The following is a 19441-nucleotide window of genomic DNA, read 5'->3' as shown; positions in this document are numbered from 1 at the left end:
AGCGCGAACACGCCGCCCTCTTCGGCCGCATTTCAGACTCAGGCGGCCTGCTGGTTCCAGTTGATGCCGCCGGCATCCGTCAGCAAGAAGGCCTCGCCGCAGGCCTTGGCCAGCGTGCGCACGCGCAGGATGTAGCTCTGGCGTTCCGTCACCGAAATGACGCCGCGGGCGTCGAGCAGGTTGAAGACGTGGCTCGCCTTGATGCACTGGTCGTAGGCCGGGAAGACGCACTTGTGCAGGCGCCGGTTATCGCTGTCGCCGGGGGCGCCGGCTGCCAGCAAGGCCAGGCATTCCTTCTCGGCATCGATGAAATGGCGATGCAGCATCTCGGTATTGGCATATTCGAAATTATGCCTGGAATATTCCTGCTCGGCCTGCAGGAAGACATCGCCGTAGGTGATCTTGTCTTCGCCTTCGAGGCCGTTGAAGTTCAGATCGTAGACGCTGTCGACACCCTGAACGTAAGTCGCCAGACGCTCCAGACCATAGGTCAGCTCGCCGGCGACCGGCGCGCATTCGATGCCGCAGACCTGCTGGAAATAGGTGAACTGCGAGACTTCCATGCCGTCGCACCAGCATTCCCAGCCGAGGCCCCATGCGCCGAGCGTCGGGCTTTCCCAGTCGTCCTCGACGAAGCGGATATCGTGCAGAAGCGGATCGAGACCGATCGCCTTCAGCGAACCAAGATAAAGCTCCTGCAGGTTCGGCGGATTGGGCTTCAGGATGACCTGATACTGATAATAGTGCTGCAGGCGGTTCGGGTTCTCGCCATAGCGGCCATCGGATGGGCGGCGGGACGGCTGGACATAGGCGGCTCGCCAAGGCTTCGGACCCAGCGCACGCAGCGTGGTCGCGGGATGGAACGTGCCGGCGCCGACTTCCATGTCGTAGGGCTGCAGAACCGCGCAACCCTTGTCGGCCCAGTAATTGTGCAGCGTCAGAATCAGCGCCTGAAAGGAGCGCTTCGGGTTCATATGGTCGGGCACGTTGGCAGTCATGAGAGCTGATTTCTTCTGCTAGCGAGTTGTTTGGCGGACAGGTGCCACGGCGGGACGAAAGGGTCAAGACTTCGGCGCGCAAACTGTCGCCTAGCCGTTGTCCGCCCCGCGGCGGCTGCAAATGCTCACTCGTCGTCGCGCTTCACATGATACTCGCCGGTCTTCGGATCCTTAACCAGCGTTCCCATGGCACCGGTGCGGCGTTCCGTTTCGGCGCGGCGGGATTTTTCGGCGAGCTTTTGGGCATCGCGCACGAAGCGCCGATACAAGAACCAGATGCCGCCGACGGCGATGATGAAGAAGATGATCTGGGGCATTACCCAGCGCTCCCGATTACAATCCGTACCTTCCCCACAATGCCTTTTCCTCTGCCGCTTCCGCAAGCCCGGACGCAAGACCGGCGCCGAGACCGTCCATGCCGCCAAGCGAAATGCCCGGAGCCTTGCGGCCGAAAAGGCTGCGAGGGGTGGTGACCAGCGTAAGCTTGACCTTGTCGCCGAAACGCTTCCTCAATTCCTGACGCATATCGCCGAGGCCATCGATTAGGCCGAGCTCCAGCCCGCGTCCGCCCGTCCAGAACAGACCGGAGAACACGGTTTCGTCCGATGTCAGCTTTCCCGCCCGACGTTCGCGCACCATGTCGATGAAGACCTTGTGGATCTCGAGCTGCAGGCTCTTCAGATATTCAATGTCCTTCTCTTTCTCCGGCTTGAACGGATCGAGAATCACCTTGTTCTCGCCAGCGGTATAGACGCGGCGCTCGACGCCAATCTTCTTCAACAGTTCCGGAAAACCGAAGCCGCCGGAGACGACGCCGATCGAACCGACAATGGAGGTGGCGTCGGCAATGATCTCATCGCCTGCCAGTGCAATCATATAGCCGCCGGATGCAGCGACATCCTCGACGAAGACCAGAACCTTCTTCTTTTTCTCGGCGGCAAGATCGCGAATGCGATTGTAGATCATCCGGGACTGCACCGGAGAGCCCCCCGGCGAGTTGACGACGATGGCAACGGCTGGCGCGGCCTTTATCTCGAAGGCCTTTTCAAGCGCCTGGGATACGCCCGCCAGATTCAGCGATTGTCGCAGCGGGCCGCCGCCGGACGAGATGACGCCGCTCAGACGAACGACGGGTACGATCACTCGTTCCTTGCGGAAGCGCTTCGGAAGCATACGTCTCAAGAACCCAACCATTCGTCATCCCTGAATCATGATATTTGCTGCTCCGTGATGTATGCATGGAAACGGCAAACGCAACATTGCGGATCGCATTTCACGTCTGGATTTATGTGGGCAGGACGCTATCGGCGCGGATATGGGGCGCGGCCATTGTTCATGTCATCGACGAAATCGGTGAATTTATGCGTTCCTTCGCCGTGCATCGTCAACGGCGCGCGCAGCACCAATCTCGCCCTCGACCCCTTGATCGCCGTCACCAGAATGCGCACCGCATTTTCGCCTTCGCGCGGATGGATCGATGTAATCTCGATACCGCCGAAGCGTCGGCCGCAGGCGGCGATGATCTCGCCGATCGATTCCGGTCGTGCAATCAGCGAAAGCTGGCCGCCGGGGATCATGATGGCGCCCGCCGTGCGTATCCAGCGCTCGAACAGCCCCTCGGTCATGGCATGCGCCTCGGCCTTCAGCGCATCGGGCGTCAGCCGGTCGCTGGCGTCGTTGAAAGGCGGGTTCATGATGACGTGATGGAAGCTGTCGTCGACCAGGCCCGCCTCGTTGCGATCCTTGCCGGTCAGCGTCACGTCGGCCTCGATAACTGAGACACGCTCGGCGAAACGGGCATTTTCCGACAGCAAAAGACTTTTGCGGGCGAACTCAGCCATATCGGGCGAACGTTCGAAAAGTACGACCTCCGCACGAGCGAGCCTGGACGCTACTGCCATTCCAGCCGCCCCTGCTCCCGCGCCGAGATCGGCGACCCTGATCGTGCGCTCGTCCGCCACGAGCGCTGCGAGCAGCATGGCATCCATGCCCGAACGATGCCCCCTGCCCTTCGGCTGGACGACATGGAAGGCGCCGCGATGGAAGGCATCTATCGTTTCGGAGGGGCTGACGACCATGGCGGATCTCAAGTCTTCGCCGGGCGCAACTCGTCGCCGAGACCGGCATCGATGAGGATACGCCGCGCCTGATCAGCGCGCGCTTCTTCCACCAGAAAACGGCGCGGCAGCATGCCGAGCGAGCCCTCAAGGATGCTCATGGCCTGATCCGCAACGAAGCAGTGAATCCCAGCATCCTTCATCAGACTCTCCGCAAATGAGAGGATGACCGGGTCGTTGGTGCGGATCAGCTCGTGCATAAGCCTTAGAATTCCTGTCAAATTTATGCGACGAGACATTTCGCCTCTTGCCGCTTGTTTCGCCCCTTCTTATTGTGCTTTGCAGAAAATGAACAGGAGTCCGGATCGTTGGGCGTCGTGATACCGCTGGAAGAAAGCAAGAATAAACTGGCATCCATCAAGCCATTGGTGGATCTGACCAAGGCGGACATGGAACGCGTCAATCAGCTCATCCTGTCGAAGGCCGGCTCCGATGTGCAGATGATCCCCGAGGTTGCGGAGCATCTCATCTCCTCCGGCGGCAAGCGCCTGCGGCCGATGCTGACTATCGCTTCCGCCGCACTTTACGGCTATCAGGGCGACAATCATATCAAACTCGCGACATCTGTCGAATTCCTGCACACGGCTACGCTGCTACATGACGATGTGGTCGATGAAAGCGATCTGCGTCGCGGCAGGTCCACCGCCCGCATGATCTGGGGCAACCAGGCAAGCGTTCTGGTCGGCGACTTCCTGCTCGGCCAGGCCTTCCGCATGATGGTGGAAGTCGGCTCGCTCGAAGCGCTCGACGTATTGTCGTCGGCCGCCTGCGTCATCGCCGAGGGCGAGGTGCTTCAGCTCTCGGTTTCCAAGAACATGGAAACGACTGAGGACGATTATCTCTCGGTCATTCGCGCCAAGACCGCAGCGCTTTTTGCCGCCGCGGCCGAGGTCGGCCCGATCGTCGCCAATGCCGGCAAAGCCGAGCGCAATGCGCTGAAATCCTACGGCACCAATCTCGGCCTCGCCTTCCAGCTCGTCGACGATGCGCTCGATTACGGCGGCAAGGCTGCCGATCTTGGCAAGAATGTCGGCGACGATTTCCGCGAAGGCAAGATCACGCTTCCGGTGATCCTCGCCTATCGCCGCGGCACCGAGAAGGAGCGCGCCTTCTGGCGCGACGCCATCGAATCCGGCAACAACAGCGACGAGAATCTCGAAAAGGCCCTCGGGCTGATCACGAAATACGGCGCGCTGGCCGACACGATAGCCCGTGCCGTCCACTACGGCACCATCGCCCGCGACGCCTTGGCACCATTGCCGGAAACGCCCTGGAAATCGGCACTTCTGGAAGTGATCGATTTCTGCATCGAACGCGTTAATTGATAGCGGCGCCCGAATTTGTTGCAGGGCCGCTTCAAAAAAGCCATCCTGTTGTGAATCAGTTGACACGAATGCGTTATGCCGCCGGCGACTTCGCTGGCCGTCCCTCGATGAAAGGCTTTCTAATGCGGCAAAGACTTGCCATCCGTTTCCTCTCGGGCGTAGCCTTGGCGGCGGTCCTTTCGGTGTCCGCCCTGAGTGTCGCGCGGGCTGAGGACAAGCCGGCAAAGCCGGAGGTCAGCGCCCCGGTTGCCTTCGATCCGGATAGTGTCGATACTTTCGCAGGGGCTTTCCTGGCTGCCCGCACGGCCGATGTCGATCACGACTACGATACTGCCATCGCGCTCTACAAGAAGGCGCTGATGATCGACCCGGGCAATCCGGAAATTCGTCAGCGGCTGATGATCTCGCTGCTTTTGAACGGCAATCTCGAGGAGGGCGTCAAATACGCCAACGAGCTGAAAAGCGATCCCTCCGTCGAGCGCGTCACCACGATCGTGCGCGGCATGGACGCCATTCGCCGCCACGAATACCGGGCAGCGCAGGACATCCTGAAATATAACGGTCCGAACGATCTCGACCGGATGATGACCAACCTGCTTTCGGCCTGGGCCCGCGCCGGCGCCGGCCGCGGCAAGGAAGCGATCTCGATGGTCGACAAGATGAAGGGCCCTGACTGGTTCAACATCTTCAAGAACTATCATGCCGCCGCCATCGCCCTGACGATCGGCGATAATAAATCGGCGCGCTCGCACCTGAACGACGCGGTCCTCGATAAGACCGGCGGCGCCACCGCTCCGGACACCTTCATGCGCGCCGTCATGGCGCTCGCACGCCTTGAAGCCAAGGCCGGCGACAAGCAGAAGGCCCTCGACGCGATTTCGGTCGGCGACAATCTCGTCAGCAATTATGCGCCGCTCAATGCGCTCCGTGCGAGCATCAGCAAGGGCGATACGCCCGACCAGCAGGTGACCAACGCCAGCGAAGGGGCAGCCGCAGTGCTCTTTAGCATCGGCGCGGCGCTGAACCGCGACGGCGCCGAAGATGTCGTCTCGCTCTACCTGCAGATTGCCAATTCGCTGGACCCGAAGGCTGCCGATACGCTGGTTCTGCTCGGCGGGCTGGCCGAAAAGCAGGAACAGACCGATCGCGCCATCGCCTTCTACAAGAAAGTGCCGGACAATTCGCCGATGGCCCGCATCTCCGAGCTTCAGCTCGGCCTTGCGCTCGCCCAATCCGGCAAGGTCGACGATGCGCGCAAGCATCTGAAGGCGCTGATCGATTCCGATCCCAACGATGTCCGCAGCTATCTCGCCTATGGCAGCGTCCTTTCCGATGCCAAGGACTTCCAGGCCATGGCCGAGAACTACGACAAGGCCGTGCAGATCATCGGCCCCGCGCCGAGGCGCAGCGACTGGGCCGTGTTCTTCCAGCGCGGCATCGCCTACGAGCGGCTGAAGAAGTGGCCCGAGGCCGAGCCAAACTTCAAGAAGGCCCTCGAGCTGAACCCGGATCAGCCGCAGGTGCTGAACTATCTCGGCTATTCCTGGGTCGACATGAACATGAACCTCGACCAGGGTCTCGACATGATCCGCAAGGCCGTCGATCTGAAGCCGGATGACGGCTACATCGTCGATTCGCTCGGCTGGGCCTATTTCCGTCTCAACCGCTTCGACGACGCGGTGAACGAGCTGGAGCGAGCAGCGCAGCTCAAGGCCGGCGACCCCACGATCAACGACCACCTCGGCGATGCCTACTGGCGCGTCAACCGCAAGCTGGAAGCCGTTTACCAGTGGAACCGGGCCTTGGCCTCGAAGCCGGAAGAAGCCGAGATCCCGAAGATCAAGGAAAAGATCGAGAAGGGCCTGCCTGCGCTCGACACCGACCCGAAGACCGTCGACAAGAGCAAGCAGCCCGATCCGGTGCCGGCTCCCGCGCCTGATTCGAAAGCGCCGGCTCCGGTCGACAAGAAGTCCTAAAACTTCTCATGAACGCGATCTTGGCAACGGGCGAATTCGACCTCACGGAGGAGGCGCCCGCAAAGATCAATCTTGCGCTGCATGTCACCGGTCGCCGCGCCGACGGCTATCATTTGCTCGACATGCTGGTGAGCTTTACCCGTCACGGCGACCGCCTTGGCTTTCGCGCAGACGAGCATGATGAATTCAGTCTATCCGGACGCTTCGGCCCGCTTCTTTCCGCCGACGCCGAGGCTGGCGACAATCTCGTGCTCAAAGCGCGCGATCTTCTGCGACAGGCAGCTCACGCGTCCGGCTTCGATGCGCCCGCTGCCCATATCCATCTGGAAAAGAACCTGCCGATCGCCTCGGGCATCGGCGGCGGCTCGGCGGATGCGGCCGCGACGTTGCGCGGGCTGATGCGGCTCTGGCGCTTCGTCTTGCCGGAAGAGAAGATCAACGCCATCGCCTTGAAACTTGGCGCCGATGTGCCGATGTGCCTTGCCAGCCAGCCGTTGATAGCGCGCGGAATCGGCGAGGCGATCGAGTTGCTGCCGGCATTTCCCTCTTTTGCCATTGTTCTCGGCAATCCGCTCGTCGGCGTCTCCACGCCGGAGGTCTTCCGTCAGCTGGTCCGCAAGGACAATCCACCATTGCTGTTTCCATCGCAGATGCCGCAGGGATACGGCGAATGGATCGACACGATCCGAAACCTGCGCAACGACCTCGAACCACCGGCGCGCTCGATCTGCGGCGAGATTTCGGTGCTTTCCGGCCTGATCGAAAGCCAGTCTCCGATCGTGACGCGCATGTCGGGCTCCGGCGCGACATGCTTCGGCATCTTCGTTGACGTCGAACAGGCAAAGGAAGCGGCCGCTTCGCTTCACGGACTGAAGCCGGACTGGTATTTCCAGGTGACGGAGACGATTGCGGGAGACGTATGATGGCAGGTTCAGTCAGTGAAAGATCCTTCATTCCCGTCGGCATCGCCGTGCTGACCGTTTCCGATACGCGCACGCTGGCCGACGACAAATCCGGCGACACGCTGGTTGCGCGCATCGCGGACGCCGGCCACAGGCTTGCCGCCCGCGCCATCGTTTCCGACGACAAGGAGCGCATCCGCGCGCAGGTGGAAGCCTGGACGAAGGACGATGCCATCGACGTCGTAATCACCACCGGCGGGACGGGCTTTACCGGCCGCGATGTCACGCCCGAGGCGCTGGAGCCTCTGTTCGAAAAACGCATGGACGGCTTTTCCGAGGTTTTTCATCGCATCTCCTACGACAAGATCGGCACGGCGACGATCCAGTCGCGGGCAACCGGCGGCGTCGCCAACGCCACCTTCATCTTCGTGCTGCCGGGCTCCCCCGGCGCTTGCAAGGATGCCTGGGACGGCATCCTCAAGGCGCAGCTCGACTATCGCCACATGCCCTGCAATTTTGTTGAGATCATGCCGCGCCTTGACGAGCATCTGAGGCGCGGCGCCGGCCCCAAGTAGGCCTCGCTGGTTCGCAATGCTTACCAGGACGCTATGCCTTCTCCCCCGGCAAAACAGGAATTGATTCCCAGCCCTCGCCGCTGAGGATGATGCAGCTACGGCCGGAAGCGTCGCTGAGCATCAGCGTCCAGTTGCCACTATCGGCAGCATAGATTTCAACGATCGTGTTGGGATCGAGCTTACCGACGGCCGAAAGCCGTTCCGAGAGGTGGTCTCTGAGGAAGACAACGATATCGACACGCTTGGCGCAAGCGAGTATCGCCTGGGAAGCGGCTACGCCGGGGTAAAGGATTGCTGTTGCTACAAGGACCATTGCCGCGAGGCGTGTGAGCATCGTGCGTTTCATGACGCACCTCCTTTCGCCGGTATCCCGGCAGACAAGGAGTGTTTTGCTGACCTATTCCGCCGCATATCGGCATTTCATGGTCGGTTGCCTGACGCGACACGCGAAAGGTGCCGCCACAGAAGAATTATCGCAGCTATTTGTAACTTTTCAAATGAAATCTCGGATCGGGCAAGGCGCCTTACCGTGCCGCGCGCGCCACCCAGGAGGGAATGAGCTCGCTTGAAAGCCGCCGTCCCTTCTGTCCCTTGGCGAACTCCGCCAGCCGCATGCCGCTTCTGGCGACGGAGATAGCCTGATGTTTGGAAAGCAACAGGCCGAGTTCCAGCGGCGGAGTGCTGCGGCCGATTCTCTGCAGGAGGGGCCGGCGATAGCCTCGTGAAGCGGTGAATCGCGCCGGGACCTTGTTCAGAGAGACATATTCGGCGATCTCATCGATCCAGCCCGCCTGCGGCCGCGCGCCCGGCTCGACCAGCAGCAGCCATTCGCCACGCGCCGAACGCAATATGTCCTCGATATCCCATTGCGAATGGAAGCGACATCCCGCTGCATCCGCGACCTGCGACGTGCCGTCGCTGCTGCCGTGATCGAGCACGACCACATCGCTGACCAGCCCCTCGACCGCGCCTGCCACCAATGCCGCCAATGTCTGCGCCAGCTCGGGTTCGTGATCCTGGCATTCGATGATTACCGTCAACATTGCCCATTTATAGAGCGACGCACAATTTATTGCCAGCGTATAAGCCGTCACCCCGACTGTTTGAGCGAGGGCTTATGGACGGATATGAAGCGCCTCCACGGCCACCTTAAATCTCGGAGGATGTTGCGCCGCAGCCGCTTGGTTCGAGATTTTGTTCTTGCAATGTTCTCGTTTGTCGGATAGGAATTTAATCATCTTAGACGCGGCATGCAATGGCATGAATCGCCCTGGAGCTACCGATGAACGAGCAGTCCCTTGCAGGGCAGGCCGCATTTGCGCCTGCCAATACGGCAGACGTTGCCAACGCCTTGATCGCCGATGCCGGCCTCAGGGTCGAGGCCGAACGCCGACGCGGGCGCGGCGCCGGATTGAATCCGAGCGGCCGGTTCGAACCGCAGCAGCGCGAAGCCATCGACGACGGCTGGCAAAACTGGGAGGAGCTCCCGCCGTTCAAGACCGAGGTGCAGGTGGAAAAGCCGCGCACCGCAATCACGCGCAACGAATCGCCCGATATTCCTTTCGACCGATCCATCAACCCTTATCGCGGCTGCGAGCATGGCTGCATCTACTGCTTCGCGCGGCCGACGCATGCCTATATGGGCCTGTCTGCGGGGCTCGATTTCGAATCGAAGCTATTTGCCAAGCCGGATGCGGCGAAGCTGTTGGAACGCGAGTTGGCAAAGCCCGGCTACAAGCCGCGCGTCATCGCCATCGGCACCAATACGGACCCCTATCAGCCGATCGAGAAGGAATGGCGGATCATGCGCCAGATTCTCGAGGTGCTGAACAGGGCGAACCATCCGGTTGCCATCGTCACCAAATCGGCGCTGGTCATGCGCGATATCGACATCCTGAAGGAGATGGCTGCCAAGAACCTGGTGCGGGTGGGATTGTCGGTGACGACGCTCGACCGCAAGCTGGCGCGCGCCATGGAACCGCGTGCTGCGACGCCGCCGCGGCGGCTGGAGGCGATCCAGGCCCTGAACGAGGCGGGCATCCGAACCTCGATCATGGTGGCGCCGATCATTCCTGCTCTCAACGACCATGAGATCGAACGTATCCTCGATGCCGGCAAGGCCGCCGGCGCGCAGGAGGCAAGCTATGTGATCCTGCGGCTGCCGCTGGAGGTAAGCCCGCTGTTTCGCGACTGGCTGCTGCAGCACTATCCGGACCGCTATCGCCACGTCATGTCGCTGATCCGCTCGATGCGCGGCGGCAAGGATTACGATGCCGAATTCGGCAAACGCATGAAGGGTGCCGGACCCTATGCCTGGCAGATCAGCCGACGCTTCGAAATGGCGACGCGGCGGCTCGAGCTTGTGAGGCGCAACATTGCATTGCGCGACGACATGTTCGTGCCGCCCGACGGCAGCGGCGTCCAGCTGTCGCTGCTCTAAAGCGCATCGCGATTTTTCAGATTCGCTTCTTGCGCTTTAGGTCTTTGATTTCTCGCATGTCGTCATCGCAAAACCGCTGCACGCTTTTGCGCGACATGCTCTGACCTTCCTCGCGGGTTTTCCCTGTACCCGCCGGAAAAGCCCCCTGGTTCGCCGCTCTGATCCACCGGGGGCTTGCAGGAGATCGGGTGGTGTGCGAGCTTCGCCGCATGCCACGCCGCACATCACCCGATTCTCCCATGCTCTTTGACGAGGGGCCGATCGTTCCGACCTTCGAGCTGGAGCTGATCGCCCGACGCGCCGGCCATTGGCCGGTTGCCGGTGCCGACGAGGCTGGCCGCGGGCCGCTCGCGGGGCCTGTCGTGGCAGCGGCGGTTATCCTCGATCCCGACCGTATTCCGCAGGGATTAAACGATTCGAAGCAGCTGACCGCCGCCAAGCGAGAAGCGCTGTTTACCGAAATTCTCGCAACGGCGACGGTGTCCATCGCCTCCTCAAGCGCCACCAGCATCGATAGGACCGACATCCGCAAAGCAAGCCTCGATGCGATGCGCCGTGCGATTTGCAGCCTGGCGATGCCGGCAAGCTATGTGCTGACCGATGGCCTCGATGTGCCCGCTGGTCTCGCCTGCCCCGGAAAGGCCGTGGTCAAGGGTGACGCACGCTCCTTCTCGATCGCCGCCGCTTCGATCGTCGCCAAGGTGACGCGCGACCGGATGATGACGCGCGCGGGCATTGTGTTTCCCGATTATGGTTTCGCAGCGCATGCCGGCTATGGTACTGCCCGGCATCGCGCCGGCATCGCCCAGCATGGCCCCTGCTCCCTGCATCGCATGAGCTTTCGCCCTCTGAAGAAGGACAGCGCCTGAGGCAGCGCCTCATTCGCAGAGCCCCGCAATGATCTCCGGCGACCATTTCGACACATAGGCAATGTCGAGACGGTAAATGTTATCGTGCCCGTCCTGCAAGTCACGGCGATATCTCTCGACACCGCGGGCCGCCTCTTGCTCCATGAAGGTCAGCAGTGCTTCCAATCGCGCGATGATGGTGTCCGGCATGAGGCTGCGTTCGGCGACGGGCAAGCCATAGGCATCGAGAAGGATGCGGGCGCGCCGGATCTGATCATCCAGCCTGCTCAGACCCTCCACGCGGCTCTCCGAGGACAACGGCGCCCAGCGATAGACGGCATAGGCCAGATCCCAGCATCGCGGGCCAGGATGAGCCGTCTCGAAATCGATGATGCCGGTCACCTCGCCATCGTTCAAAACGACATTGTAGGGTGCGAAATCCCCGTGGCAGATGACCTCCGCCGGCGCGCGGGCCGGCAATTGCCATAGGCCATCGACCGCGAGGTCGCGCAGAGGCAGCCTGGAGCAATCGTGGTAACGCCGAAGGAGCGATGCTGCAGATCGCAGAGCCCGTTCGGAGCGCATTTCTTCATTGTCGTCGAGGTCGCCGGTCGTCCCGGGCAGATAGGCTACCCTCTCCCAGACCTCATCAAATCCCTGAGGCAGAAGCGCCGCAGCAAATCCATGCCGCCGCAGGGCGGCCAGCAAAGCGTGAATGCTCGCTGTCCATGGGCGAACCGGCCGCAGGACGCTGTCGCCCTCGCGAAATGGTCCCAGATCGTTCGATGCCTGCATCTACCGCCCCCAACCACATGACGGGATCTACGCGTGCGAAGCCCCTTCGTCAAACGCCAAAAGGCAGCATGCGAAAACAAAAAACCCCGCCGAGGCGGGGCTTTCGAAGCATGATCTCTCGCACGCTTAGTTCAGGCGGGTCTTCACTTCATTGACTGCGTCGTTGAAGAGACCGGATTGAACGCTTCCATCAGCCTTCTTCGCAAGCACGGTCTCAGCAGCTGCGATCGCCAGATCGACGGCTGCGGAACGAACCGCCTTCATCGCATCGGCTTCAGCCTGCTTGATCTTCTGCTCTGACAGAGCCGTGCGGTTGGCGACGAATTCCTCTGTCTTCTTGCGGGCTTCAGTCGTCAGCATCTCAGCTTCGCGCTCTGCGGCAGCAACGATATTCGCTGCCTCTGCCTCCGCTTCCTTGCGCTTGCGTTGGTATTCGGCCAACAGGTGCTGGGCCTCTTCGCGCAGGCGCTTGGCTTCCGCCAGTTCGTTGCGGATCTGGTCGGCGCGGTCGTCCAGCGACTTTGCCATCATGCCCGGAACCTTGAGATAGACGATCAGGCCAAGGAAGATGATGAGAGCAACAAAAGCGAAGAAAGTTTCGTCAAGACCGAATGTCATGGATCAACCCTCCTGCTTCGCGGATGCTGCAGCAACGGCCGATGCGACATCTGCCTTGCCAGCGACATTGCCAACGAGCTGCTCGACAACGGCCGAAGCCGTTTCTTCCGCAATCGCGCCGACATCGCCAAATGCCTTCGCCTTGATCTCGGCGATGCGAGCTTCAGCGGCCTTGAGCTTTTCGGAAAGGCTTGCTTCGATGGTCTTACGATCTTCCTCAGCCTTTACCTTGGCAGCATCGCGAGCGGTCGCGCCGATTGAATTTGCCTTGGCGCGTGCAGCGGCCAATTCGCTTTCGTAGGTCGCCACGGCTGCATCGGCCTCAGCCTTCAAATGAGAGGCTTCCTGGATATCCTGGGCGATACGGTCATGCCGGCTCTCCAGAATATTGCCAACGCGCGGAATGACGATCTTCTGCATGGCCACGTAGAAGATAACGAAGGTGATCACCAGCCAAAGCAGCTGTGACGGATACGTCGTATGGTCGAACGGCGGGAAAACGCCGGCGTGATGGCCTTCATTCGGCGCACCCGTTGCCGTGTGCACCGCACCGGCGGCCGGCGGTGCTTCGTCAGCATATGCCGGGGTCACAAACATGCTCACCTCCAGGTGGTCTGCAAATACAAAGAATCACGGCTCGCTACCCGCGAACCGTGATCTATGACGCCGCTGATATCAGACGGCGAAGAGCAGGAGGAGAGCGATGAGCAGCGAGAAGATGCCCAGAGCTTCCGTAACGGCGAAGCCGAATACCAGACGGCCGAACTGGCTGTCAGCGGCAGACGGATTGCGCAGTGCGCCGGACAGGTAGCTGCCGAAGATATTGCCGAGGCCAAGAGCCGTGCCGGCCATACCAAAGCAAGCCAAACCTGCGCCGATGAACTTTGCTGCTTCCGCGTCCATGTTGAACTCCTTTGAAATGGTTGTGCGGTGAATGACTGACGCCCTTAGACGCCAATGTCTTTATCCTTAGTGGCCACCCGGGTGAACTGCGTCGTTGAGGTACATGCAAGTCAGTACCGCGAAGACGTAGGCCTGGAGAAAGGCGACAAGGAACTCGAGACCGGTTAGGGCGACGGTCATGATGAGGGGAAGAATTGCGCCACCGATGCCGAGCGCGCCGAGGGCTCCAAGCGAGGCGACAAAGCCTGCGAACACCTTCAGCGTGATATGACCAGCCAGCATGTTGGCGAAAAGACGAACGGAGAGCGAAATCGGCCGGGACAGGAAGGAGATGATTTCAATCACCACCACCAGCGGCAGAAGAATGCCCGGAACACCATGCGGCACGAACAACTTGAGGAAGCCAAAGCCGTGCTTGATGAAGCCGTAGAGAATGACCGTCAGGATAACCAGCAGCGCCAGTGCGAAGGTGACGATGATCTGGCTGGTGACGGTATAGAAATAGGGAACCATGCCGAGCAGGTTTGCCGTCAGCACGAACATGAAGAGCGAGAAGACCAACGGGAAGAACTTCATTCCCTTCGTTCCCGCCCCTTCTTTCAGCATCGAGGCGATGAACTCATAGGCCATTTCCGCAACCGACTGCGAGCGGCTCGGGATAACGCTGCGCGGTGCGCAGGCATAATAGAGGAAGCCGGCCGAGATCACTGCAGAGGCGACCATGAACAGGGAGGCATTGGTGAACGAAAAATCAATTCCGCCGATATCGATCGGGATAATCTTGAAGATCAGGAACTGATGGGTAGGTCCGTTTGCCACCGCTTGTTCTCTTTCATTTTTCCGCTCGAGCGAGCGGATGCCTCTCACTTGGAAACAGCGCCGCAGCGTTGTTTCCGCTCATTTCTTGTCCGAGCGACGTTCCTCGAGCGCCGGTGTCGCCACCTTGCCTGCGGAACGCAGCACATTCAGTACACCGGCACAGAATCCGAGCAGCAGCAAGATAATCATGCCCCACGGCGCCGTACCGACAAAACGATCGAAGACGTAGCCCAGAACAGCACCTACGATGATAGCGGCTATGAATTCACTGGAAAGCTTCATCGCCTGAGCATAGCCTTTACGGCTTTCCTCGGCGCGAACCTCCCCGTCTTCATCCTCTCTCATCGCAGCGCGCTTGCTTGCCAATTCGGCATCCAGCTGCGCACGCCGCTGTTCCAGACTTTTGTCGCGGTCATCCGTCATGGTGATGTCCTCTCTTTCCGTCGCGCGCTATCCCAATCCCCGGTCAACGCGCAAACGAACAGCAGGTTTCGCCACCTTTCGGCCCGTTTTGAAGTCGCGCGCAACATAGTTTTAGCAAAAAGCATAGTCAAGGCGTAGACGGCATCTGTCCAGCCATAAATTAGCCCAATTAAATCATGACGTTAAATTGAAAGAACCATCAGAGGCGAAAACTGAGCCGAAGAATCCTCTTCAGCCCACGCGTTGCTGCGGCTTTTTTGTCAGCCACCGGGGCGTTCGAAAGGTCGAAATCTGCAAGCCCGGACGGTTCAGCTCCAGCCGCCGCCATAGGTCCTATAGAAGATGTGCATGCCTATGCGGCCGACCTTCACCATTTCGGCCGCCCAATTCGGCCTGACATAGACAGCATGATAATGTGTGGCTGAGCCGACTTCGGGCAACCAGATCTTGCCGGCGGTAACCGCCATGGCGACCTGGCGTGCGATACGCCAGTGCTCCGGCGAGTTGACCCGCTCCTTGACGTTGTCGCAGGCAAAGGAAAACTGGCAGGCATTGTGCCAATCCTCATTCTGATAGACGACACCGCAAATGGTCTTGGGATAGGCCGGGTTGCGGACGCGATTGAGAATAACCTGGGCAACGGCTGCCTGCCCCTTCACCGATTCCCCGCGCGCCTCGAAATAAATGCCTGTCGCGAGACATTGCTGCTCATCCGAGGAGAACACCGAGGGTGGCAGGACATTGGCGGCCCAGGAATGATCCTTCGGCCCGATCTGCGGCACGAAACGACCTTCACCGTCCTGATCCTTGGCAAGGATGGAATCAAAGGGAGAGGTCCGGGCGTAGTCCGGCGTCGGCGGCGCATAGGCGGCCGCAAGAATATCGGCATTCTGATTGGTAACGAGGTTAGCCAGGTAGGCCGGTACGCTGCCGTCCGGCTTCGGCGGCTGCTTCTTGTAGAAGGCAGTGGCAATCTGGATCTCCTTGCCGCCCAACTTCGGCTTCAGGAAAGCGGTACGCTCGCCGGTCTCGGATTCGGGACGAAGCAGCATGCTGTTACGCTGCAGTACGGAACCGGCGGAAAAATCCTTCGGCGGCAGCATCGGCGCGACGGCAACCACCCGGCCCTTCTTTGCCTGACGGTTGATGCGCTCCTCATCCGGCCTGGGATCGCTGCCCTTCCGTTCGGACTGGAAAGCGACGCGGCTTCCATCCGGCAACAGCAGGCCGCCATCGCCGATGGCTGCGGCCGCACTTGCATCACCGAAGGCGAGTTCCGCCTGGTGGGTGGAACCGGCCGGCGAATTGGTCATCACCATGCGCCAGTTGGCCCCTTGCCTGTCTATGCCCGCAAGCAGACCGGCAAGATCTCCATAGGCCGCGGGCGATGGAAAGATCAGCCATGCGCAAAGCCCGAAAACGGCTGGAGACGTCCAGTTTTGCGGCAGAAACCGCAATTTTCGACTGACATGACGCGAACGAGACAACACCGAACTCCAAACGGCACTCGAAACCAGGAGCCGGAATAATCTCCCATTAACCTTGATGGATGGTTAATTCGGGTGAAGACGTGTCACGAACGTGGCAGGCCTAAACAGAGGAAAGGCTCGGCGGATATCCGCCGAGCCTTCCAACAAACAACGATAGCACCCGCCTCAGATGATGACGTGCGAGCCCAGTTCCACCACGCGGTTGGCCGGCAGGCGGAAGTAGTCGGAGGGATCCGTCGCGGCATTGGCGAGTGCGATGTAGAGCCGGTCTTGCCAATGCGGCATGCCAGACTTCGCATCCGGCACCAGCTTGCGGCGGCCCAGATAGAAGGAGGTCGACATAATGTCGAACTTCAGGCCAGTCTTGCGAAGGGTCGCCAATGCCTGCGAGACGTTCTGCGATTCCATGAAGCCAAAGCGCAGTTCGACGCGTGAGAAGCGTTCGGAAACCTTCTCGACCGAATAGCGATCCTCCTGGACGACACGCGGCTTGTTGGTGGTGCGGATCGTCAGGATGACGTTCTTGTCGTGCAGAACGTGGTTGTGCTTCAGATTGTGCAGCAGCGCGGCGGGTGCCGATTCCGGATCGCTGGTCAGGAAGATCGCGGTGCCCGGCACATGCGCGGGAGAATGATCACTCTTGCGCTCGATCGAGCTGACGAAGGACGACAGCGGAATATCGGTGTGACGCGTCTTTTCCATCAGGATCCTGGTGCCGCGGCGCCAGGTCCACATGATGACGGTGAAGGCCGTTGCGATCGTCACCGGAACGTAGCCGCCGTCGTGGATCTTCAGCAGGTTGGCGCCGAGGAAGACGAATTCCAGCAATACCAGCGGCGTTAGCACGGCGGCCGCCATCGGCAGCGACCAGTTCCAGCGAACACGGACGAATTCGAAGGCCATGATCGAGGTGACGACCATCGCGCCGGTGACCGAAATACCATAGGCCGTCGCCAGGGCATCCGAGGTCTTGAAACTTAGCACCAGGAAGATGACGCCGAAGAACAGCACGGTGTTGACCGACGGCAGGAAGATCTGGCCGGTGTTGGTTTCGGAGGTAAACAGGATTTCCATGCGCGGCAGGAAGCCGAGATGGATGGCTTGGCGCGTGAGCGAGAAGGCACCCGTGATGACGGCCTGGCTGGCGATGATCGTCGCGAGCGTGGCGAGAATGACCACCGGCAGGATCGCCCAATGCGGATACATCAGGAAGAACGGATCGGACATGGCTTCGGGCTGGCGCAGCACCAGGGCGCCTTGGCCGAAATAGTTTAGGGTCAGCGACGGGAACACCAGCACGAACCACGCCCACTGGATCGGGCGGCGACCGAAATGGCCGAGGTCGGCATAGAGCGCTTCCGCACCCGTCACGGTCAGGAACACCGCACCAAGCACGACGACGCCCAGAAAACCTTCACGCAAGAGAAAGCTGACCGCATACCAGGGATTGAGCGCTGCCAGAATGCTGTAGTCATCGGAAATGTGCATGATGCCCGCAACGCCCATGACGATGAACCAGAGGGCGGTGATCGGGCCGAAGAAGCGGGCGACCGCGCCGGTGCCGTGCGACTGGATCGCGAAAAGCAGCGCCATGATCGCGACCGATATAGGCACGATATAGTCCGACAGTTGCGGTGTGACGAGTTTCAGACCTTCGACTGCCGAAAGAACCGAAAGCGCCGGCGTGATCATGGCGTCGCCAAGGAAAAGTGCCGCGCCCAGCAGGCCTAACAGCATCAGAATGGCAGTATGGCCATTCGCCGTCTTCATCAACAGGGCCAGCAGCGACAACGTGCCGCCTTCGCCGTCGTTGTCTGCGCGGAGCAGAAAAAGGACATACTTGATGGTGACGATGATCGTCAGCGTCCAGAACATCAGCGAGATGACGCTGATGACTTCGCCGCGGGTCAGCCCGTCGGCAGCCACCGGTTTCAGCGCTTCGCGAAAGGCATAGAGGGGGCTCGTACCGATATCGCCATACACCACACCGATCGAACCGAGGGCTAGGTAGGCAAGCTTACGAGCGTTCATTGTCCCGTCGGGAGAATGATTGGTTTCGTTAGACATTCAGGATCACTAGACTCTCAGAGCCAGCCTTTCCAGCGAAAAAAGAAAAACGGGACGACGGCGGATACGACCATCAGCGTCAACGAAGCCGGGTAGCCGTAAGCGAAATGCAGTTCGGGCATACGCTCGAAATTCATGCCATAAACGGACGCCACGAGCGTCGGCGGCAGAAACACCACGGAAGCGATTGAGAAGATCTTGATGATGGCGTTCTGCTCGATATTGATCAGCCCGAGCGATGCATCCAGCAGGAAAGTGATGTTGCCTGCGACGAAAGAGGCATGCTCCGACAGAGACTGAACATCCCGCGACACATTGCGGCAGAGCTCCCTGGCCTCGGTGTCCTGCTGCATTGCGGGGATGGTAGAAAGGAAGGTCAGCAGCCGGGACAGGGAACTCAGGCTGTCACGTACCTTGCTGATCGTACGGTGATAGCCAGCGATGTCCTTGAGCTTTTCTTCCAGATAATTCGACGGACGGCGGATCTTCTTCAAGCGATCGCCGAAGACGTGCACCGACAATATATCGATGCTGGCGGCGGCCTGTTCAAGAACCTCGGCGGTACGGTCGACAATCGTTTCGAGCAGCTTGGCAAGGAGCGCCACGCCCGTGCGCCGCTCCTGCGGAATTCGCTGCAGCGCTGCAATGAACAACGCGAAGGATTTCGGCCGTGCGTAGCGAATGGTGACCAGCCGATCTCCCGTCAGGATGAAGGCGACATCGGTCAGCATCGGCAGATTGGTATCGGCCTTCCACAGCAACGAGCCGGTCAGGAAAACCGAGCCGTTCTCGATATAGAGGCGGCTCGACGGCTCGATATCCTTCATGTCTTCGCGCGTCGGCACTTCGAGCCCAAGCAGGCGCTCAATGTTGGCTTCTTCCTCGCGGGACGGCTCGACCATGTCGATCCAGACGGCGTTGTCGGGCAATCGGGCCGCGGCCGAGAGATCGGGAAGCTCAAGCTGCTTGGAATCTGAGCAATAGGCAGTGATCAACTGCGCGCTCCCGCGGCGGAGACGGAGCGACGGCCGAAGCGCGTTACGCACGCCTGCCGCGATCCCAACAATGACCAACGAAAAAAGCTCATAAAACCCCGGCCTTATCCCGCCGGGCCGGCCGGGAATCCGTGTCCACGTTGCACTGCG

Annotated in this window: 22 protein-coding genes; 6 read left to right on the top strand and 16 right to left on the bottom strand. The window is 60.4% G+C overall.

Features of this window, described 5'->3' with window-relative positions; genetic code table 11:
• Positions 1-38 precede the first annotated feature (38 nt).
• The 5 genes from GA0061102_RS11525 to GA0061102_RS11505 form a co-directional block, all read right to left on the bottom strand.
• Positions 39-998 (bottom strand): glycine--tRNA ligase subunit alpha, encoded by a 960-nt coding sequence (locus tag GA0061102_RS11525; protein ID WP_092846988.1) that lies wholly within the window; start codon positions 996-998, stop codon positions 39-41.
• Positions 999-1123: 125 nt separating this feature from the next.
• Entirely contained in the window at positions 1124-1315 is a 192-nt protein-coding gene (locus GA0061102_RS11520; protein WP_092846986.1) for a hypothetical protein, read from the bottom strand.
• A 16-nt stretch (positions 1316-1331) separates the two neighbouring features.
• Positions 1332-2192, bottom strand: coding sequence for a S49 family peptidase (locus tag GA0061102_RS11515; RefSeq protein ID WP_092846984.1), 861 nt, complete (start codon positions 2190-2192; stop codon positions 1332-1334).
• A gap of 107 nt (positions 2193-2299) precedes the next feature.
• On the bottom strand, positions 2300-3076 hold the full coding sequence (locus GA0061102_RS11510) for a tRNA1(Val) (adenine(37)-N6)-methyltransferase (RefSeq protein ID WP_092846982.1): 777 nt from the start codon (positions 3074-3076) through the stop codon (positions 2300-2302).
• Between the two features lie 8 nt (positions 3077-3084).
• On the bottom strand, positions 3085-3315 hold the full coding sequence (locus GA0061102_RS11505; protein ID WP_092846980.1) for a putative signal transducing protein: 231 nt from the start codon (positions 3313-3315) through the stop codon (positions 3085-3087).
• A 108-nt stretch (positions 3316-3423) separates the two neighbouring features.
• Between GA0061102_RS11505 and GA0061102_RS11500 the strand changes: the two genes are divergently transcribed.
• The 4 genes from GA0061102_RS11500 to moaB all read left to right on the top strand — a co-directional run bounded on the left by GA0061102_RS11500 (position 3424) and on the right by moaB (position 7893).
• Positions 3424-4440, top strand: a complete 1017-nt coding sequence (locus tag GA0061102_RS11500; RefSeq protein WP_092846978.1) for a polyprenyl synthetase family protein — start codon at positions 3424-3426, stop codon at positions 4438-4440.
• Positions 4441-4562: 122 nt separating this feature from the next.
• On the top strand, positions 4563-6416 hold the full coding sequence (locus GA0061102_RS11495; protein WP_092847150.1) for a tetratricopeptide repeat protein: 1854 nt from the start codon (positions 4563-4565) through the stop codon (positions 6414-6416).
• Between the two features lie 8 nt (positions 6417-6424).
• Positions 6425-7339: a 4-(cytidine 5'-diphospho)-2-C-methyl-D-erythritol kinase gene (locus GA0061102_RS11490; protein WP_092846976.1), complete on the top strand. Its 915-nt coding sequence runs from the start codon at positions 6425-6427 to the stop codon at positions 7337-7339.
• Positions 7339-7893, top strand: a complete 555-nt coding sequence (moaB, locus tag GA0061102_RS11485; protein WP_092846974.1) for a molybdenum cofactor biosynthesis protein B — start codon at positions 7339-7341, stop codon at positions 7891-7893. Before GA0061102_RS11490 ends, moaB begins: the two co-directional genes overlap by 1 nt.
• A gap of 31 nt (positions 7894-7924) precedes the next feature.
• On the opposite strand, the gene GA0061102_RS11480 is transcribed toward moaB, so the two are convergent.
• On the bottom strand, positions 7925-8239 hold the full coding sequence (locus GA0061102_RS11480; protein ID WP_092846972.1) for a hypothetical protein: 315 nt from the start codon (positions 8237-8239) through the stop codon (positions 7925-7927).
• A gap of 178 nt (positions 8240-8417) precedes the next feature.
• Positions 8418-8936: a glycosyltransferase family 2 protein gene (locus GA0061102_RS11475; RefSeq protein ID WP_092846970.1), complete on the bottom strand. Its 519-nt coding sequence runs from the start codon at positions 8934-8936 to the stop codon at positions 8418-8420.
• 239 nt (positions 8937-9175) lie between these two features.
• Here GA0061102_RS11475 and GA0061102_RS11470 point away from each other — a divergent pair, with 239 nt between their 5' ends.
• A complete protein-coding gene (locus GA0061102_RS11470; protein ID WP_092846968.1) occupies positions 9176-10333 on the top strand; it encodes a PA0069 family radical SAM protein in 1158 nt (385 codons plus the stop codon).
• Positions 10334-10542: 209 nt separating this feature from the next.
• Positions 10543-11202: a ribonuclease HII gene (locus tag GA0061102_RS11465; protein ID WP_092847145.1), complete on the top strand. Its 660-nt coding sequence runs from the start codon at positions 10543-10545 to the stop codon at positions 11200-11202.
• A 9-nt stretch (positions 11203-11211) separates the two neighbouring features.
• On the opposite strand, the gene GA0061102_RS11460 is transcribed toward GA0061102_RS11465, so the two are convergent.
• From GA0061102_RS11460 to GA0061102_RS11420, 9 genes are all read right to left on the bottom strand, one after another.
• Entirely contained in the window at positions 11212-11976 is a 765-nt protein-coding gene (locus GA0061102_RS11460) for a phosphotransferase enzyme family protein (protein WP_092846966.1), read from the bottom strand.
• Between the two features lie 126 nt (positions 11977-12102).
• Positions 12103-12594: a F0F1 ATP synthase subunit B gene (locus GA0061102_RS11455; protein ID WP_092846964.1), complete on the bottom strand. Its 492-nt coding sequence runs from the start codon at positions 12592-12594 to the stop codon at positions 12103-12105.
• 3 nt (positions 12595-12597) lie between these two features.
• Positions 12598-13191 (bottom strand): F0F1 ATP synthase subunit B, encoded by a 594-nt coding sequence (locus GA0061102_RS11450; RefSeq protein ID WP_092846962.1) that lies wholly within the window; start codon positions 13189-13191, stop codon positions 12598-12600.
• Positions 13192-13269: 78 nt separating this feature from the next.
• The gene (locus tag GA0061102_RS11445) at positions 13270-13497 is read right to left on the bottom strand and encodes a F0F1 ATP synthase subunit C (protein WP_004109844.1); all 228 of its coding nucleotides are present in this window, start codon (positions 13495-13497) and stop codon (positions 13270-13272) included.
• Positions 13498-13563: 66 nt separating this feature from the next.
• Positions 13564-14316 carry a F0F1 ATP synthase subunit A gene (locus GA0061102_RS11440; RefSeq protein WP_092847143.1) on the bottom strand — a complete coding sequence of 251 codons (753 nt, stop codon included), beginning with the start codon at positions 14314-14316 and terminating at the stop codon, positions 13564-13566.
• Between the two features lie 78 nt (positions 14317-14394).
• Positions 14395-14739, bottom strand: a complete 345-nt coding sequence (locus GA0061102_RS11435; protein ID WP_092846960.1) for an AtpZ/AtpI family protein — start codon at positions 14737-14739, stop codon at positions 14395-14397.
• Between the two features lie 308 nt (positions 14740-15047).
• Entirely contained in the window at positions 15048-16226 is a 1179-nt protein-coding gene (locus GA0061102_RS11430) for a cell wall hydrolase (RefSeq protein ID WP_092846958.1), read from the bottom strand.
• 168 nt (positions 16227-16394) lie between these two features.
• Positions 16395-18260, bottom strand: a complete 1866-nt coding sequence (locus tag GA0061102_RS11425) for a potassium transporter Kup (RefSeq protein ID WP_092846956.1) — start codon at positions 18258-18260, stop codon at positions 16395-16397.
• Positions 18261-18313: 53 nt separating this feature from the next.
• Complete coding sequence (locus tag GA0061102_RS11420; protein ID WP_092846954.1) at positions 18314-19291, bottom strand: magnesium transporter CorA family protein; 978 nt, start codon at positions 19289-19291, stop codon at positions 18314-18316.
• Between the last annotated feature and the right edge of the window lie 150 nt (positions 19292-19441).

Source organism: Martinezella miluonensis, from assembly GCF_900094545.1.
GTDB lineage: Bacteria > Pseudomonadota > Alphaproteobacteria > Rhizobiales > Rhizobiaceae > Rhizobium > Rhizobium miluonense.
This window is presented reverse-complemented; position numbering and strand designations above follow the sequence as displayed.

Coding starts and splice junctions, on each gene's coding strand:
- GA0061102_RS11475 (WP_092846970.1), bottom strand. CDS start 8,936: ATGTTGACGGTAATCATCGAATGCCAGGATCACGAACCCGAGCTGGCG.
- GA0061102_RS11470 (WP_092846968.1), top strand. CDS start 9,176: ATGAACGAGCAGTCCCTTGCAGGGCAGGCCGCATTTGCGCCTGCCAAT.
- GA0061102_RS11525 (WP_092846988.1), bottom strand. CDS start 998: ATGACTGCCAACGTGCCCGACCATATGAACCCGAAGCGCTCCTTTCAG.
- GA0061102_RS11515 (WP_092846984.1), bottom strand. CDS start 2,192: ATGGTTGGGTTCTTGAGACGTATGCTTCCGAAGCGCTTCCGCAAGGAA.
- GA0061102_RS11510 (WP_092846982.1), bottom strand. CDS start 3,076: ATGGTCGTCAGCCCCTCCGAAACGATAGATGCCTTCCATCGCGGCGCC.
- GA0061102_RS11450 (WP_092846962.1), bottom strand. CDS start 13,191: ATGTTTGTGACCCCGGCATATGCTGACGAAGCACCGCCGGCCGCCGGT.
- GA0061102_RS11465 (WP_092847145.1), top strand. CDS start 10,543: ATGCCACGCCGCACATCACCCGATTCTCCCATGCTCTTTGACGAGGGG.
- GA0061102_RS11445 (WP_004109844.1), bottom strand. CDS start 13,497: ATGGACGCGGAAGCAGCAAAGTTCATCGGCGCAGGTTTGGCTTGCTTT.
- GA0061102_RS11435 (WP_092846960.1), bottom strand. CDS start 14,739: ATGACGGATGACCGCGACAAAAGTCTGGAACAGCGGCGTGCGCAGCTG.
- GA0061102_RS11480 (WP_092846972.1), bottom strand. CDS start 8,239: ATGAAACGCACGATGCTCACACGCCTCGCGGCAATGGTCCTTGTAGCA.
- GA0061102_RS11520 (WP_092846986.1), bottom strand. CDS start 1,315: ATGCCCCAGATCATCTTCTTCATCATCGCCGTCGGCGGCATCTGGTTC.
- GA0061102_RS11455 (WP_092846964.1), bottom strand. CDS start 12,594: ATGACATTCGGTCTTGACGAAACTTTCTTCGCTTTTGTTGCTCTCATC.
- GA0061102_RS11505 (WP_092846980.1), bottom strand. CDS start 3,315: ATGCACGAGCTGATCCGCACCAACGACCCGGTCATCCTCTCATTTGCG.
- GA0061102_RS11460 (WP_092846966.1), bottom strand. CDS start 11,976: ATGCAGGCATCGAACGATCTGGGACCATTTCGCGAGGGCGACAGCGTC.
- moaB (WP_092846974.1), top strand. CDS start 7,339: ATGGCAGGTTCAGTCAGTGAAAGATCCTTCATTCCCGTCGGCATCGCC.
- GA0061102_RS11490 (WP_092846976.1), top strand. CDS start 6,425: ATGAACGCGATCTTGGCAACGGGCGAATTCGACCTCACGGAGGAGGCG.
- GA0061102_RS11495 (WP_092847150.1), top strand. CDS start 4,563: ATGCGGCAAAGACTTGCCATCCGTTTCCTCTCGGGCGTAGCCTTGGCG.
- GA0061102_RS11425 (WP_092846956.1), bottom strand. CDS start 18,260: ATGAACGCTCGTAAGCTTGCCTACCTAGCCCTCGGTTCGATCGGTGTG.